At 69.7% G+C, this 14,833-nt stretch carries 15 protein-coding genes; 7 read left to right on the plus strand and 8 right to left on the minus strand.

Annotated features, from left to right (window positions below; genetic code table 11):
• Positions 1-98 precede the first annotated feature (98 nt).
• The 3 genes from proB to ACFWP7_RS32830 are packed head-to-tail and all read right to left on the minus strand — an operon-like array spanning position 99 to position 2,928.
• Complete coding sequence (proB, locus tag ACFWP7_RS32820) at positions 99-1,379, minus strand: glutamate 5-kinase (RefSeq protein ID WP_384389109.1); 1,281 nt, start codon at positions 1,377-1,379, stop codon at positions 99-101.
• Positions 1,379-2,362, minus strand: coding sequence for an alpha/beta fold hydrolase (locus tag ACFWP7_RS32825; protein WP_384388961.1), 984 nt, complete (start codon positions 2,360-2,362; stop codon positions 1,379-1,381). Before ACFWP7_RS32825 ends, proB begins: the two co-directional genes overlap by 1 nt.
• Positions 2,359-2,928 carry a WhiB family transcriptional regulator gene (locus tag ACFWP7_RS32830; RefSeq protein ID WP_384388964.1) on the minus strand — a complete coding sequence of 190 codons (570 nt, stop codon included), beginning with the start codon at positions 2,926-2,928 and terminating at the stop codon, positions 2,359-2,361. The genes ACFWP7_RS32825 and ACFWP7_RS32830 overlap by 4 nt, the downstream gene beginning before the upstream one ends.
• A 582-nt stretch (positions 2,929-3,510) precedes the next feature.
• Here ACFWP7_RS32830 and ACFWP7_RS32835 point away from each other — a divergent pair.
• Positions 3,511-4,572, plus strand: a complete 1,062-nt coding sequence (locus tag ACFWP7_RS32835; RefSeq protein WP_384388967.1) for a type III polyketide synthase — start codon at positions 3,511-3,513, stop codon at positions 4,570-4,572.
• Between the two features lie 129 nt (positions 4,573-4,701).
• On the opposite strand, the gene ACFWP7_RS32840 is transcribed toward ACFWP7_RS32835, so the two are convergent.
• Both ACFWP7_RS32840 and ACFWP7_RS32845 read right to left on the minus strand, forming a co-directional pair.
• The gene (locus ACFWP7_RS32840) at positions 4,702-5,433 is read right to left on the minus strand and encodes a TetR/AcrR family transcriptional regulator (RefSeq protein WP_384388970.1); all 732 of its coding nucleotides are present in this window, start codon (positions 5,431-5,433) and stop codon (positions 4,702-4,704) included.
• A gap of 160 nt (positions 5,434-5,593) precedes the next feature.
• Entirely contained in the window at positions 5,594-6,223 is a 630-nt protein-coding gene (locus ACFWP7_RS32845; RefSeq protein ID WP_384388973.1) for a hypothetical protein, read from the minus strand.
• Positions 6,224-6,382: 159 nt separating this feature from the next.
• Here ACFWP7_RS32845 and ACFWP7_RS32850 point away from each other — a divergent pair, with 159 nt between their 5' ends.
• Genes ACFWP7_RS32850 through ACFWP7_RS32860 form a run of 3 tightly spaced genes read left to right on the plus strand, consistent with a single transcriptional unit; the run spans position 6,383 to position 9,312 of the window.
• Entirely contained in the window at positions 6,383-7,468 is a 1,086-nt protein-coding gene (locus ACFWP7_RS32850) for a 3-oxoacyl-ACP synthase III family protein (RefSeq protein ID WP_384388977.1), read from the plus strand.
• Positions 7,465-9,078, plus strand: a complete 1,614-nt coding sequence (locus tag ACFWP7_RS32855) for an acyl-CoA carboxylase subunit beta (RefSeq protein WP_384388979.1) — start codon at positions 7,465-7,467, stop codon at positions 9,076-9,078. Before ACFWP7_RS32850 ends, ACFWP7_RS32855 begins: the two co-directional genes overlap by 4 nt.
• A 21-nt stretch (positions 9,079-9,099) precedes the next feature.
• Positions 9,100-9,312, plus strand: coding sequence for an acyl-CoA carboxylase epsilon subunit (locus tag ACFWP7_RS32860; protein WP_384388982.1), 213 nt, complete (start codon positions 9,100-9,102; stop codon positions 9,310-9,312).
• A 64-nt stretch (positions 9,313-9,376) separates the two neighbouring features.
• On the opposite strand, the gene ACFWP7_RS32865 is transcribed toward ACFWP7_RS32860, so the two are convergent.
• From ACFWP7_RS32865 to ACFWP7_RS32875, 3 genes are all read right to left on the minus strand, one after another.
• A complete protein-coding gene (locus tag ACFWP7_RS32865; RefSeq protein WP_384388985.1) occupies positions 9,377-9,943 on the minus strand; it encodes a TetR family transcriptional regulator in 567 nt (188 codons plus the stop codon).
• Positions 9,944-10,036: 93 nt separating this feature from the next.
• A complete protein-coding gene (locus tag ACFWP7_RS32870; protein WP_384388987.1) occupies positions 10,037-11,635 on the minus strand; it encodes an FAD-dependent oxidoreductase in 1,599 nt (532 codons plus the stop codon).
• Entirely contained in the window at positions 11,619-12,296 is a 678-nt protein-coding gene (locus ACFWP7_RS32875; protein ID WP_384388990.1) for a hypothetical protein, read from the minus strand. The genes ACFWP7_RS32870 and ACFWP7_RS32875 overlap by 17 nt, the downstream gene beginning before the upstream one ends.
• A gap of 250 nt (positions 12,297-12,546) precedes the next feature.
• On the opposite strand from ACFWP7_RS32875, the gene ACFWP7_RS32880 reads away from it, so the two are divergent.
• From ACFWP7_RS32880 to ACFWP7_RS32890, 3 genes are all read left to right on the plus strand, one after another.
• A complete protein-coding gene (locus ACFWP7_RS32880) occupies positions 12,547-12,987 on the plus strand; it encodes a DUF6278 family protein (protein ID WP_384388991.1) in 441 nt (146 codons plus the stop codon).
• A 166-nt stretch (positions 12,988-13,153) separates the two neighbouring features.
• Entirely contained in the window at positions 13,154-13,897 is a 744-nt protein-coding gene (locus ACFWP7_RS32885; protein ID WP_384388994.1) for an amino acid ABC transporter ATP-binding protein, read from the plus strand.
• A gap of 17 nt (positions 13,898-13,914) precedes the next feature.
• Positions 13,915-14,832 carry a glutamate ABC transporter substrate-binding protein gene (locus ACFWP7_RS32890; protein ID WP_384388997.1) on the plus strand — a complete coding sequence of 306 codons (918 nt, stop codon included), beginning with the start codon at positions 13,915-13,917 and terminating at the stop codon, positions 14,830-14,832.
• The last annotated feature ends 1 nt before the right edge of the window (position 14,833 follow it).

The raw sequence follows: 14,833 nt of genomic DNA on the forward strand, positions 1-14,833 counted from the left end.
AGTTGATGGTGTTTCCTCAACTCGCCATCGGTGCCCGCCCTTTGCCGCAGTACCGCACCCGGCAGATCCGGCGGACCTGCCGGGGCGGAGGCCTCCGGTCAGAGCGGAGGCTCGTCGTGGGCGCCTCGTGCGAAGGACCCTGCCGAAGCCGGCAGCGGGACCGCGTGCGGGACCTCGTGCGGAACTTCGTGCGCGGGCCGGATCCGGATGCTGACGCGCCGTCGCAGCGGCAGGCGGCGGGGCGGAAGCCCGGCCTTCGTGGCGTTCGGCAGCAGCACGAGGTCGTCCCGGTGCACCACCTCGCGCTCCGAGTTCCCCAGGAGCCGGGACAACTCCTGGACATCGAGACAGGCCAGGCCGCGTGCGATCACCCGCCCCGCCTCGTCGAGCAGTTCCACCGCGTCGCCGACGATGAAGTCACCCTCGGCCCGAGTCACCCCGGCCGCGAGGAGCGGTCCTTCGCCTCGCGAGAGCAGCCGGACGGCGTCTGCGTCGAGGCCGATCACGCCGCGTGGGCTGCTGGCGTGCTCCAGCCAGAGCAGATGGTCGGAGGCTCGGTTGCCGGTGCGGTGGAAGAAGGTGCCGGTCTCGCGTCCGGCCAGTGCGTCGGCGGCGTGCCGCGCGGCTGTGAGGACCACGGGGATGCCCGCGTCGGTGGCGATCCGTGCGGCCTCCACCTTCGTGACCATGCCTCCGGTGCCGACGCCCGAGCTGCCCGCGCTGCCGATCTCCACGCCCACCAGGTCCTGGCGGCCGCGTACTTCCCGCAGCCGCTGTGACCCCGGTCGGCCGGGGTCCCCGTCGTAGAGGCCGTCGACGTCCGAGAGGAGGATCAGCAGATCGGCACGGACCAGATGTGCGACGAGGGCGGCGAGCCGGTCGTTGTCGCCGAACTTGATCTCCTCGGTGGCCACCGTGTCGTTCTCGTTGACCACGGGCACCGCGCCCATGGCGAGCACCTGCCCGAGTGCACGGTAGGCGTTGCGGTAGTGGGCCCGGCGGCTGATGTCGTCCGCGGTCAGTAGCACCTGGCCGACCCGTACTCCGTGGCGGGCGAACGAGGCCGTGTAGCGGGCGACCAGGAGACCCTGCCCCACGCAGGCGGCTGCCTGCTGCCTGGCCAGGTCGCGTGGCCGCCGAGCGAGCCCCAGGGGTGCCAGGCCCGCGGCGATCGCGCCCGAGGAGACGAGGACGACCTCTGTGTCCGCCGACCGCGTCCGCGCGAGCACGTCGACCAGGGCGTCCACCCGGTCCGGGTCGAGGCCGCCGGCGGTCGTCGTGAGAGACGATGAGCCGACCTTCACCACGATCCGACGGGCCGTCAGAACATCGGTGCGCAGGCGTGGTTCACCGGTCGGCCCGGCGTGCCCGTTTGCGATCACCAGAGTGCCGGGACCGACGGGGCGAGGGTTCCGGGCAGGCCCCGGGGCATCTCGCGCAGCAGCGCGTGTACGGTCTCCACGACGAGGACGGGCCGCTCGTACGGCAGGTCGTGGCCCTGTCCGGGCACCGTCTGCAGCACCGCGCCCGGTATGTCGTCCGCCAGCCTTCTGGCCTGTGCGGGCGAGGTGAAGCAGTCCAGGGAGCCGACCAGGATCCGGGTGGGTACCAGGGCCAGTGCGCCGAGGTGGCCGGCGCAGTCGTGGGTGGTGAGTGCCGAGTAGAACTCGGCGACCGTCGTCGCCGGTATGTCCCGGAAGGCGCGGGCGCCCGCGCGGGCCGTCTCGGTGTGGGGTCCCGCCCCGAACACCGCGCGCCACAGCGGGGCGGTGGTCGGGTGCGAGAGCGGTCCGGTGAGCAGTCGGTGCACGGCCCTGGCCGAGCGGGGCGAGCGCAGCAGGCCTTCGGCGACCCGCTGCTGGGCTTGGACGCGGCGGCGTGCCGCCGGGGTGCCGGCCATCAGCGAACCCACCTTGTCCAGGCAGGTCGAGATCAGGCCCACGCCGGCCAACTTGACTCCGGGAAGGGCCGGTTGGCGGACGGCGAGCTGCTGGATGGCCATGCCTCCCATCGAGTGGCCGATCACGATGACGGGGTTGCCGTCCGAGGCCGCCTCGGCGAGGACGAGAGCGAGGTCGCGGCCGAGGAGTTCCATGTCGAGTACGGCGGTGCCCCGGGTGGACCCGCCATGGCCGCGCTGGTCGTAACTGACGGCCCGCAGAACCGGGAAGCCCTGGCGGGGGCGGGTCAGCGCGTCGATGTGCGGCCGCCAGTCCTGGGCGGATCTGGTCCAGCCGTGGCACAGCAGCACGGTGGCCGCGGCGTCGGGATCGCCGTGCGTGTAGACGGCGATCCCGGCGCCGTCGTCGGTGGTCACCGTGCGCACGAGTCGGCGGGGTTGCGCGAGGGCGAGGGCTGTCATGATGTCCGACCACGGTCGGTGGCGACCGCCCCGGCCCTGGGTGTGCAGGCCCTCGGCATACGGGCCTCGGGCGTACGGACCTCGGGCGTGCGGCCCCGGACGTGGACGGATGCGAACTCGGCCGTCCGCAAGGCCTGTTGGACCTGGCTGAGGGTCAGTCCCAGTGCGCCGGCGATCCGTGTGGCGCCCCAGCCGTGACGGCGCAGGAGCCACGCGTACGCCGGGCGTTCCCGTGCGTGCGGACTGATCCGCCTGCCTCCGTCCTCCAGGAAAGCGGTCAGAGCGGCGCTGATCGCGTCGAACGTGCCGGCGACCCGGAACAGCTCGCGGCGCTCCCGTACGGTGAGCCCGCCCCAGATCCCCGTGGTCTCCTCGTGTGACAGTGCCTCGCGTAGGCATGGCTCGGCCACCGGGCAGCGAGCGCACAACTGTTTGGCGGCCGCCTCCCGTTCGGTGTCGTCCGTGCCCCCGGCAGGCGGGAAGAAGGTCTCGGGGTCGGCATCATGGCAGGCCGCGTACTCCACCCAGGAGTCCGTGCCCGCGCGGTGGCGCACCGGTGCATGCATGACGGTCTGCCCTTCCTTGGCGAAGAAGTGGGCGGTTCCTGGGTCGAGCCTAGAACTCAACGGGCAGTGAGTTCAATAGGTGTTGAGTTTTTTTGACGGCGGCCCGGCGATGAATCCGGGTGTGACCGTGAGGTGTGTGGATGGCGCCCGCCGGTAGATTCCACGCTTGTTGAAATACCCTCTTGCTGGTGCCAAGTTCTGTGGAGTACCGTCGAGTTGTCTCGATCTGCCGGGCCCCGAGCGGGCCAAGGGGAGTGCCGACGGACGAGCCCAGGGCTGTTGCCCGGGCACCCCTACCGGCCGAAGCGCTCCGAAGACGGAGAGCCGAGCCTCGTGCTCTTCATTGTCATGCGCCATCGAGTTCGATGTCCTTCATCAGCGCTGTACAGCGCTCCCAACGGGGGAGCACACGGTCAAGCACCGGGGGGTGTTTCGCGTGCGCAGACTTCCATGGCCACAGCGGCTGAACGGGCCGGACCGTCGTCACCCGGAGCCCGTCATCGACGGCCGCCGGGTGCCGCTCCACCTCAAGCACGGGCTCGTGTATCAGTTCGCCACTGTCCGAGAGCTCTTGGAGGTCCCATGCCTGTCGTCACCGCACCTGTCGTCGCCCTGCCCCGCTATCAGGTGACCACCGACGAACTGCTTGAGCACATCACGGAGTTGTACGGGGAGCATCCCAGGCTCCCCGAGGTCCAGCGCGTGATCAGGGCCACCACCGTGCGCAACCGCTGGTACTCCCGGCCGCTGACCGAGCAGTTCCGCGAGAGCGGCAGTCTGGAGGAGCGGGGGCGTGAACATCTGCAGGACTCCCTCGACCTGGCGGAGAACGCCGCACGCGGAGCGCTCTTCGAGGCCGGCCTGTCGCCGGGCGATGTCGATGCTCTGGTGGTCATCAGCGCCAGCGGTCACACCATGCCGGGGCTCGACATCCCCTTACTGGAACGGCTCGGCCTTCGTTCCTCGGTGCGACGTCTGCCGGTCACCCAACTCGGGTGCGCCGGAGCGGTGTTCGGCATCGCGAGAGCCATGGACCTGGTGACCGCCCGCCCGCATGACACGGTTCTCGTGGTGTGTGCCGATGTGTACAGCCATTATCTGCACGGCGGCGACGTCGGCATGGACGGCATGATCTTCAAGGCACTCATCGGCGACGCGGCCGGCGCCTGTCTGGTCAGGGCCCATGCCGACGGCCCTCGTATGGAACTCGTCGACTCCTGGGAAACCGTCCACCCCGGCAGCCGCCACATCGTCGGAACCACCATCGGCAACGACGGGCTCCACGCTCACAACTCACCCAAGCTGCTGGGAGCGATCCGGGGCGTCATGCCCGCACTCCTCGAGTGGCTGGAGAACACCGTGCCCGCCGGTACGGATGCCGTGCCGCAGTTCGTCGTGTCCCACACCGGGAGCCCCAGGGTTCTCGACACGCTCGTCGAAGGTCTGGGGTGCGCCCCGGAGATGGTCGGTCTGGCCCGCGATTCGCTCCGTGAACTGGGCAACCTCGGTTCCGCTTCGGTCCTGGAGGTTCTGGAGCGGACCTTCGCCAAGCCGCCCTTCGACGGTGCCCACGGCCTCATGCTCACGGCCGGCCCGGGTATCTCCGTCATGGCGTTGAAGGGCATCTGGAGGACCGGCGACTGACGGTCGCGCGTACGAGGTGCGTGCCGTGCGCCGCTGACTCGTACGTGGGGTGTACCGGGGGGGTTCCGGCTCGGAGGCTCCCGGGTACACCCTTGTCGGCCTGTCGGCCTGTCGCGCTCGGGCGGAAGGTCAGTCCGCCTTCCGCTTGCCGGACCTGCGGGGCTCCAGCGAGGTGGACAGGCGCAGTTCCAGCGCGGGCACCACCCAGTTGAGGAACTCCTCGAACTCCATCGTGGCCAGCGGGTGGATCCGGAGTACGTAGCGCATGAGGGCCAGTCCCGCGAGATGGCCCGAGGCCAGGGCCGCGCGGGTCTCGGCGTCCGGGCGGTCCTTGTAGCCGGAGTGTCCGGCCCAGTTCTTGGCGCTCGCCTCGACTCGGGCCCGCAGTACGTCCGAGGTGGCGCTGTCGGCGAGGCCCGCCCGGTAGATGGCGGTCATGGCGTAGCGGGTTTCCTCGTTCTCCCAGAACGAGAAATAGGTCTGGGCGATCCAGGTGGCCTCTGCCGGGCCGCTCTCGCTGTCGAGTGCAGGCTCTTCGTCGAAGGCGAGGGAGACGCTCAGGGACGAGTTGACGGCGGCGTCGAAGACCCCTTCCTTGTTGTCGAAGAAGTGGTGCACCAACGCCGGGTCCACCTGCGCGTCCTCAGCGATCGCGCGGATCGTGGTCCTGGAGTAGCCGCGGTCAGCGAAGAGGTGCAGTGCCGACTCGAGGATCTGATCACGGGTGCCGCTGTCCCCGGGCCGGCGTCCGCTGCGTGCGCGAAGCGGACGTGGCTTCCTTGCTGCCGGGGAGGGCGCCCGCTGGGGCGAACTGGGCTTGCGAGCGGGGGTGGGGGAGCTGTCTGCGTGCCTGGATGTCATGGGATCACTGCGCTTCGGGGGATCTGTGAGCGGGTAATTCACTGCTGGGTGAAAACATCGTAACAGGCGGGACCCCGGGATTCCATCCATGGGTGGCGCTCAGGATTCCGTGGGCGTTCCGGGGAGCTGGTGCCGCTGCCGACTCCCCGTCAGCCGCCCGTCACCGTACCGTGCGTGGGTGTGATCGCCGGGAGCTGTCGGGTCCGAGCAGCGTGTGCCGCAGGCTCGGCGTGACCGTTTCGATCACCGTCTCGATGTCCGCGGAGGTGAGGGGCGCGGCTCCGACCAGGTGGCGGACGATGGCGGTGTCGGCCAGTTGGGCGCCGAAGAGCGCGGTGCGCAGTTCCGCGTCCTGAGTGGCCAGTTCGCTGCCGACCGACGTGTTGAGGGAGTCGGAGATGCACTCGCGCAGCACTGCGGAGGCCTCCTTGTCGGAGAGTGCGACGCGGTACACCTCGATCAGGGGGGACTCCTCCTCGCCGGGCTCCCACAGTGTGAGATAGGCGCGGGCGAGGCGGGTCGGCAGGTCTTCGTCGACGCCCTCGGCCACCGCGGGGCCGAGTAGCCCCGCCACCTTGACCGTCCGTTCGATCAGGGCGCCGAAAACCGCGGCCTTGTCCGGGAGGAGCTCGCGGGCGAACTCCGGCTCCAGACCTGCGGTCCTGGCCAGGTCCGCGAAGTCGGTCTGCCGGTAGCCGCGCCGAGTGAAGAGGGTGCGGCCTGCGGAGATCAGAGCCTGGGTCGCCTCGGCCCGGGCCTCGGCCGCTGTCCCTACGCTGGTGAACGTCATGGTCTGCAACTCCCGTTGAGTATGGGGGCGTTGGTCAGGCGCGTTCGATTATTTCACCATCTAGTGAACTCTTTCGGTGTTGAATTCGTCAAGCTCGTCTGCGATGATTTCAACGCATGGTGAGTTAAGTCATGGCTCGCCGCTGCCCGAGGAGGAATCGTGCGGTCCATCGGCATTGTCGGAGTGGGCTCCTATCTGCCCGAGGCCATCATCAGCAACGCGGAGATCGGACACGGCGCCGGCGTGACCGACGAGTGGATCGTCCGCAAGACCGGGATCCGCGAACGGCGGCGAGCCGCGCCGCACGAGGCCACCTCGGACCTGGCCGTTGAGGCTGCCCAACGAGCTCTGGACAGCGCGGGTCTGACGGCGGATCAACTCGCGTACGTGGTGGTTGCCACCTCTACTCCCGACCATCCGCAGCCGGCCACGGCCGCCCTCGTGCAGCACCGCATCGGCGCCCGCAGGGCCGCGGCCTTCGACGTCAACGCGGTGTGCAGCGGCTTCGTCTATGCCCTCAAGGCGGTGGAGAAGCTGCTGAGCGGTGCCACCGGCGGCGAGCCGCGTCACGGTCTGGTCATCGGCGCCGACATCTACTCCCGCATCCTCGACTACAGCGACCGCCGGACGGCCGCGCTCTTCGGGGACGGCGCGGGGGCGGCGGTCCTCGGACCGGTCGCACCGGGCCTGGGCCTGCGACAGGTCTCGCTGGTCTCGCGAGGCGATGCCCACCAGCTTATCCGCGTCGTCGCCGGCGGCAGCCGTCGGCCGTCCTCGCCGGAGACCGTGATGGAGGGCGGGCACTACTTCCGGATGGACGGCCGCGGTGTGCGCGACTTCGTCCAGCGCACACTCCCCGTAGAGATCGAAGCACTGCTGCGCCGCGCAGCGGTCCCGGCGGACGCCGTACAGCACTTCGTCCCGCACCAGGCGAACGGCATCATGCTCGCCGAACTCTGGCCGGAGCTCGGTCTGCACCGTGCCGCCCTCCACCTCACGCTGGAGCGGTACGCCAACACGGGAGCCGCCTCCGTGCCGATCACCCTGGCCGAGATGGACCGCGCGGGGTTGGCAGCGCCGGGGGACCTGGTCGTCCTCGCCGCGTTCGGCGGCGGGATGAGCCTCGGCACGGCGCTGCTGAACTGGTCGATGGGTGCCCGGGAGAACTCCTCGGCAACCGACGGGAGTTCGGTGGTACCGCACCTCCTCACGGCCGGCGACCACCGCTCGCCGCTGGCGCCGTGACCTCCGGCGACCCGACCGCGCCGCCGCCCGCCCGGCCTGCTCCGGACGTCGAGCCCGCGTCGGACGTCAGGGGCCGCGTGGCGCGGTTGCGGGCGATCCGGGAGCTGGTCGAGCGGGGCCAGGACGAGAAGGCGACCGCCGCGCAGCGTGCGAAGGGAAAGCTGACGGCCCGGGAACGCATCGCCCTGCTCCTGGACGAGGGGTCGTTCCACGAGGTGGAGCCCTTGCGGCGGCATCGCGCGACGGGATTCGGGCTGGAGGACAAGAGGCCCTACACCGACGGGGTGGTCACCGGATGGGGCACGGTGCACGGGGCGACCGTGTTCGTCTACGCCCATGACTTCCGTATCTTCGGCGGCGCCCTCGGAGAGGCGCACGCGGAGAAGATCCACCGGATCATGGACCGGGCGATCGCCGCCGGGGCCCCACTGGTCTCGCTCAATGACGGAGCAGGTGCGCGGATCCAGGAGGGTGTCACCGCCCTGGCCGGGTACGGAGGAATCTTCACCCGCAACGCCCAGGCGTCCGGAGTGATTCCTCAGATCAGCGTGATGCTCGGACCCTGTGCCGGCGGGGCGGCATACTCTCCGGCTCTGACCGACTTCGTGTTCATGGTGCGCGAGACCTCGCAGATGTTCATCACCGGCCCCGACGTCGTCCGGACGGTCACCGGGGAGCAGGTGACGCACAACGGTCTGGGAGGCGCGGACGTGCACGCCGAGAGGTCGGGGGTCGCGCACTTCGCGTACGACGACGAACCCACCTGTCTGGACGAGGTCCGCTATCTGCTCTCACTGCTGCCGCAGAACAACCGGGGCACCGCGCCCGCGGCGCCCTCCGAGGACCCGGCGGACCGGCGGTGCGAGGCGCTGCTCGACCTGGTGCCCGCCGACGGCAGCCGTCCGTACGACATGCGGCGCGTGATCGACGAGATCGTGGACGAGGGCGAGTTCCTCGAGGTCCACGAGGGGTGGGCGACCAATGTGATCGTCGCGCTCGCCCGGCTCGGCGGACAGGTGGTGGGGATCGTCGCCAACCAGCCGCAGGCACTGGCGGGGGTGCTCGACATCGACGCCAGCGACAAGGCGGCCCGCTTCGTCCAGCTGTGCGACGCGTTCAACATCCCGCTGGTCACCCTGGTCGACGTGCCCGGCTTCCTCCCCGGCGTCGACCAGGAGCACAACGGCATCATCCGGCACGGCGCGAAGCTCCTGTACGCATACTGCAACGCGACCGTCCCCCGGATCTCCCTGGTGCTGCGCAAGGCGTATGGCGGCGCGTACATCGTCATGGACTCCCGCTCCGTGGGAGCGGACCTTTCGTACGCCTGGCCCACCAACGAGATCGCGGTGATGGGCGCGGAAGGCGCCGCCGACGTGATCTTCCGGCGTGGGATCCGGGCGGCGGACGATCCCGAAGCGATGCGTCGGCAGATGGTCAAGGAGTACAAGGCCGAGCTGATGCACCCCTACTACGCAGCCGAGCGCGGCCTGCTTGACGACGTCATCGACCCGGTCGACACACGCCGGGTGCTCATCGAATCCCTGCGCATGCTACGGACGAAACACGCGGACCTGGCAGCACGCAAACACGGCAACCCACCGCACTGAAACGGTAACTGAAGGAGCGTCATGACCGCAGCAACCGAAGCACCGACTCTCGTCCGTGTGATCAGGGGAGGTGACATCCCCGACGCGGAACTCGCGGCCCTGACCGCCGTGCTGCTCGCCCGCGCCGCCGCACAGACCGCGGACGCCGCACGGGACGAGGTCTCCGTCATGCCGTTGTGGGAGCGCCCGGGGCACCGCAGTCCCTACCGGTCGCCGCTGAGCTGGCGCAGCTGAGGCAGGGCAGCGTGCCCGTTGCCGTCGGGGTGGCGGCAACGGGCACGCTGTGCGTCGGGGGTGATCAGGGATCCGCGAGTGCCGTACGCATCGAAGGTGCGACCAGGTCGGCCAGGGCCTGCACCGACAGGTCGGCTATCGGCTGCAGGCGCAGCAGATAGCGGGCGAACGCCACGCCCAGGAGCTGAGCGGCGACCAGTCCGCTGCTGGAGGCCGCGCGTTCGGCACCGAGTACACCGGTCAGGCTGCTGGTGAGCTGCTCGTGGAGGATGCGGCGCAGGCGCTCCGCGGCCCGCTCGTTGGTCGCCGCGGAGCGCAGCAGCAGCCGCAGCGAACCCTCGTCCGTGTCGTTCTCCCACGGCGCGAGGAACCGGGTGATGAGGGCATGCGGGAGCAGCTCGGGAGGCGTTCCGGTGAGGTCGGGCAGCCCCAGGTCGAGATCGAGGGCGGCGTCGAAGAGCTGCTCCTTGCTCCCGAAGTAGCGCATGACCATGGAGGGATCTATCGCCGCGGTGGCCGCTATGGCGCGAATTGTGGCTCGCTGGTACCCGTGTGAGCCGAAGTGTATGCGTGCGGCGCACAGGATCGCCTCGCGCGTACGTTGGGAACGAAGTGATGCGCTCTGTTCCACGGCTGTGGCCCTTCGCTGATCAGATGTAGACGAGTACGAGTACGAGTACGAGTACGAGGTCCGGCTCGGCGGACGGCCCCCATGTGCGGCTCCTCACGTCCGTTCGGCGCGGGCGGACTCGGGCTCGGACACCGGCGCTGTCACGGGGTCGGCGTGACCGGCGGCCACGGGGTCCGGCTGCGGCGCCGGCCCTTCCACGCCGCACCACCGGTGCAGCGCGTCCCGTACCCGTTCGTCGCGTCCGCCCGGCTCCTCCTCGCCCTCCACCCACGCCGCGTAGCCGTCCGGCCGCACCAACAGCGTTCTGACGCCGGTGAGTTCGGGAAGCGGACCGCCGACCCGGACCGGGCTCACCCGGGAGCCCCAGGCCTCGGTGAGAGCGGCGGCTCGGCCGTCGTCGCTGAGGTCGAGCAGCAGGAACCGGCCGTCCCGCATCAGCTCGTACAGCCGTACCGGGGCGGCCCCGGCCCGGGGGACCGTCAGGTCGGGCACCCGCTGTCCCGCGCGCATCCGAAGCCCGCCCCGCACACCGCGGCGCGCGTAGTCGGCTCGCAGACCTGAGATCGACTCCCCGACGAACCTCTGGATCCGGCGGTGCGAGAGGGCCTTCGCGAGCGCGGTGCGGCGCAGCGCGGTCAGGGCCGCCGAAGTGGTGGTGGCCAGTCGGGTGGCCCGGTCGGTGGTCTGCAGGATCCGCTCGGCCTGAGGCCTACGCTCAGTCTCGTACGAGTCGAGCAGGTCGGCAGGCGCCCAGCCCTGGACCTCGGCGGCGAGCTTCCACCCCAGATTGACGGCATCCTGAATGCCCAGGTTGAGGCCCTGTCCGCCCAGTGGCGAATGCAGATGTGCGGCGTCCCCGGCCAGCAGGACCCGCCCGGTCCGGTACTGGTCGGCGATCCGCTGGTGGATCTTGAACCGGGCGAGCCACTCGGGGGCGTACGGTTCGGGGTCGAAGCCGAGCGCCCGTGTGAGCAGATCGCCGAGTTCCTCCAGGGTCACGGGATCGCGTGTCCACGGCCGGTCCCGGCGCGCCACCGCGATGCGGTACAGGCCGCCGCCGTACGGCACCGAGACCATGACGCCGCCACGGCCGGAGAGCAGCAGCAGATCGTCCGGCGGCGGCTTGCGCAGCCGGACATCGGCGAGGATCGGTGCGATGTCGTACGTGCGGCCGCGGAAGGCGATGCCGGAGAGTTCGCGTACAACGCTGTGGGCGCCGTCGCAGCCGACGACGAAGTCGGCGCTCTCCTCCCACTCCCCGGCCGCCGAGCGCACTTGGAGTGTGACACCTGAGCCGTCCTGCTCCAGGCCGAACACCTCGGCCTCGCGCTCGACGGTGACCCCGAGGCCGAGCGCGTGCTGCTGCAGCACCTCTTCGGTCCGGCTCTGCGGGATGACGTTGAGATAGGGGAACCGGCTGTCCAGTTCGGCGAAGTCGACCATCGCTCCACGCGCCGGCACCATGCGGCCGACCGGGCGGCCGAGGGCCGCCAACGCGTCGGCGTGGCCGCGCAGATCGAGGACTTCCATCGTCCTGCTGTACAGGCCCATGGCGCGGGACTGGGCGGACGGTGTGAGGCGGCGTTCGAGGACGGTGCAGGACACACCGGCAGTGGCCAGCTCACAGGCCAGGGCGAGACCGGTGGGCCCGGCCCCGACCACTATGACGGACTGCTCAGGGGCGACGGCCACGGGATTCTCCTTGGACGGTGGGCGGAGAGTGCGGTGGTTGCGAGGTGACAGAGCTCGGCGAAGGTGCCAGCCGTACGTCGCGCTGCTTGCGGCGGCCCCAGTACCGGCCGGAGCTGCAGGTAATCGGTCGCACCGCAGCCCTTGGGATCGCCGGTGGGGTGTTCCGGGCCGGCGGAGGGCAGCGGAACGGACACCAGACGTCCTCGCGGGCCACCGGGCACGGGCCGCGGGCGGAGTGGCCGTTGCAGCGGATGTCGCGGAACTCGTCGAAGCCGTGCTCCCCGATCCGCGCGAACGACCGCATGGGCATGTTCCCGGCCCGGTAGCCCTGCCCGGACACGCAGTTGCTGTATGGGTCCACGTCGCCGAGGCTGTCGACGTGGACGACCGAGCGGCCGCACTTCTCCTGGCCCACGGCACGCTCCGGGCGCCGGCAGAACTGGATGGTGTACACGGCGGGGACGGGTGCTGAACCTGTCCAGCGTGACCGGCGGAGCGGATAGGAGCGCATGTGGCTCATCGGCTCGTCCGCGGCCACCGAACGCCCTGCGTTGTGGCGCTCGATCAACTCCCTTGCCGACGCGGCAAGGAGATCTGCATGCCCGTTCGGCGGGAGAGCGACCGGCCAGCCTTCGTTCACCTGGGAGGGGATCTTCTGCACGGGCCCTGCCTCTCCTGGGCACGGGATGGCGGAACTCTGAAGTCAACGGATGTTGAACTCATGTGTTGTTGAACTCTACGAAGGATGAATACCGTTGGCAAGGCGCGTGGACGGCCGGCCCGGAAGGGGGTGAGGGCGCGACGCGCGGCCGGTGTGCGGGAGTGGGGGCGTGGTCCGCGGTCGATGTGCGGGGAACTGGTGTTCCGCGCGCCGGTGGTGCGCGGCCCGGCGTGAATGACACGCTGGGCCGATGAACATCCCTTTCCTCGGCAACTGGCGCAAGAAGCGCGGCCCCGCCTTCGGTGTCGCGGTGCTCTCCGACGGTGCCGTCGACGCCGAGGGTGTCGCCGAACTCCTCGCCGAGTGTGATCTGCTGCGCTCCCAGGCGGAGTTGGCGGGGGTCGAACTCGACGACTCCGTGGCCTCGTTGGAAGCGCTCGACCAACTGCTGCCACGCTGGCGGGACGACGAGGAGGGCCTGCCGTGGCTCGGCAACGACGCGGGTCTGTACGTCGGCACGGTGATCGTGCGCACCGTCCCCGGAGCCGTCTGGCAGGTCTGGCCCAACGGCCATCCCGTGGTGCTTCTGCCGTCCGGCCGGGAGATCGACGTGGTCGCCTCCGGTCAGACCTGGGCGTCGAGCGGTGAGCCCGAACTCTCGCAGCTGTACGCGGAGGTGTCGGAGGGTTAGGGCCTGTCTGGCAATTCCCGCCTGCGGGCGACGACGGGAATTGTCAGACAGGCCCTAACCGCACAATACGGCTAATGCCTGAAAAGTGCGTGTCGCGCAGTAAGTCCGTTCTTGTCCCGATAGTTTGCGGCAACTGCGACACAGCTGAGAGTGGGTAGGGCCGGGCATGGCTGTCGATCCGTTGATCGAGCTGCATGACGTGAACAAGTACTTCGGGGAGTTGCATGTCCTTCAGGACATCAATCTCACCGTCGGCAAGGGGGAGGTGGTCGTCGTCATCGGCCCGTCGGGGTCGGGCAAATCGACACTGTGCAGGGCGATCAACCGGTTGGAGACCATCGCGTCGGGGACGATCAAGCTCGATGGTCAGCCGCTCCCCGATGAGGGCAAGGCGCTCGCCCAGCTCCGCGCCGAGGTGGGCATGGTCTTCCAGTCCTTCAACCTCTTCGCCCACAAGACGGTCCTTCAGAACGTCTCGCTCGCCCAGACCAAGGTCCGCGGCCGCAAGCGGGAAGAGGCCGACAAGCGCTCCCACGAACTCCTGGACCGCGTGGGCCTCGCCTCGCAGGCCCCGAAGTACCCGGCACAGCTCTCCGGCGGACAGCAGCAGCGCGTGGCTATCGCCCGCGCCCTCGCCATGGATCCGAAGGCTCTCCTCTTCGACGAGCCGACCTCGGCGCTCGACCCCGAGATGATCAACGAAGTGCTCGAGGTCATGCAGCAACTGGCGCGCGACGGTATGACGATGGTCGTCGTCACCCACGAGATGGGCTTCGCGCGCTCCGCCGCCAACCGCGTCGTCTTCATGTCCGACGGCCGCATCGTCGAGGACCGTACCCCGGAGGAGTTCTTCACCAACCCGCGCAGCGAGCGCGCCAAGGACTTCCTCTCCAAGATCCTCAAGCACTGAGCGGGGGAGCGCACCGCATGATCCGTACCTCACGTGTGTGCCGCACCCTCGCGGCGCTCACGGCACTGATCGCCACGGCCGTGGCCTGCGGCAAGGAGGGCAGCCCGCCCACCAAGGGTCCCGCCGCCGGGAAACTGCCCAACTACCAGGTGACACAAGGCTTCCAGCTCCCCTCCTCGGCCACCTGGAAGCGTGCCGAGAAGCGCGGCTACTTCACCGTCGGTGCCAAGGAGGACCAGCCCTACCTGGGCGAGAAGGACCCGGCGAGCGGCGCCTACTCCGGCTTCGACATCGAGATCGCCAAGATGATGTCGGCCTCCCTCGGCCTCGCCCCGCAGACGGTCCACTTCAGGACGATCGCCTCGGCGAACCGCGAAACCGCCCTGCAGAACGGTCAGATCGACTACTACGTCGGCACGTACACCATCAACGACCTGCGCAAGAAGCTCGTCGGCTTCGCCGGCCCGTACTACATGGCGGGACAGTCCCTGCTGGTGCGCAGCGACGAGAACGACATCCACGGCCCGCAGGACCTCGCGGGCAGGACCGTCTGCTCGGCGGCCGGTTCGACCCCGTACCAGCGCATCAAGGCGGACTACCCGAAGGCGAAGCTCGTCTCGTACGACACGTACTCCGTCTGCGTCGACAACCTGCTCACCTACCAGGTCGACGCCGTCACCACCGACGACGCCATCCTGATCGGCTACGCGGCGAAGGTCCCCGACGAACTCAAGGTCGTCGGCAAGCCGTTCTCCGAGGAGCCGTACGGCATCGGCGTACCGCGCGGCGACAGCGCGCTGCGGTTCGCGCTCGACGACGCATTGGAGGCCCGCGAGAAGAACGGCGACTGGAAGAAGGCGTACGAGGCGACGCTCGGCCTGTCCGGAGTGCCCGCGCCCACCCCACCCAAGATCGACCGCTACCAGGGGAGTTGAG

The sequence above is a fragment of the Streptomyces sp. NPDC058470 genome (assembly GCF_042721055.1).
Lineage (GTDB): Bacteria > Actinomycetota > Actinomycetes > Streptomycetales > Streptomycetaceae > Streptomyces.

Coding starts and splice junctions, on each gene's coding strand:
- ACFWP7_RS32825 (WP_384388961.1), bottom strand. CDS start 2,362: ATGACAGCCCTCGCCCTCGCGCAACCCCGCCGACTCGTGCGCACGGTG.
- ACFWP7_RS32830 (WP_384388964.1), bottom strand. CDS start 2,928: ATGCATGCACCGGTGCGCCACCGCGCGGGCACGGACTCCTGGGTGGAG.
- ACFWP7_RS32835 (WP_384388967.1), top strand. CDS start 3,511: ATGCCTGTCGTCACCGCACCTGTCGTCGCCCTGCCCCGCTATCAGGTG.
- ACFWP7_RS32840 (WP_384388970.1), bottom strand. CDS start 5,433: ATGACATCCAGGCACGCAGACAGCTCCCCCACCCCCGCTCGCAAGCCC.
- ACFWP7_RS32845 (WP_384388973.1), bottom strand. CDS start 6,223: ATGACGTTCACCAGCGTAGGGACAGCGGCCGAGGCCCGGGCCGAGGCG.
- ACFWP7_RS32860 (WP_384388982.1), top strand. CDS start 9,100: ATGACCGCAGCAACCGAAGCACCGACTCTCGTCCGTGTGATCAGGGGA.
- ACFWP7_RS32880 (WP_384388991.1), top strand. CDS start 12,547: ATGAACATCCCTTTCCTCGGCAACTGGCGCAAGAAGCGCGGCCCCGCC.
- ACFWP7_RS32885 (WP_384388994.1), top strand. CDS start 13,154: ATGGCTGTCGATCCGTTGATCGAGCTGCATGACGTGAACAAGTACTTC.
- ACFWP7_RS32890 (WP_384388997.1), top strand. CDS start 13,915: ATGATCCGTACCTCACGTGTGTGCCGCACCCTCGCGGCGCTCACGGCA.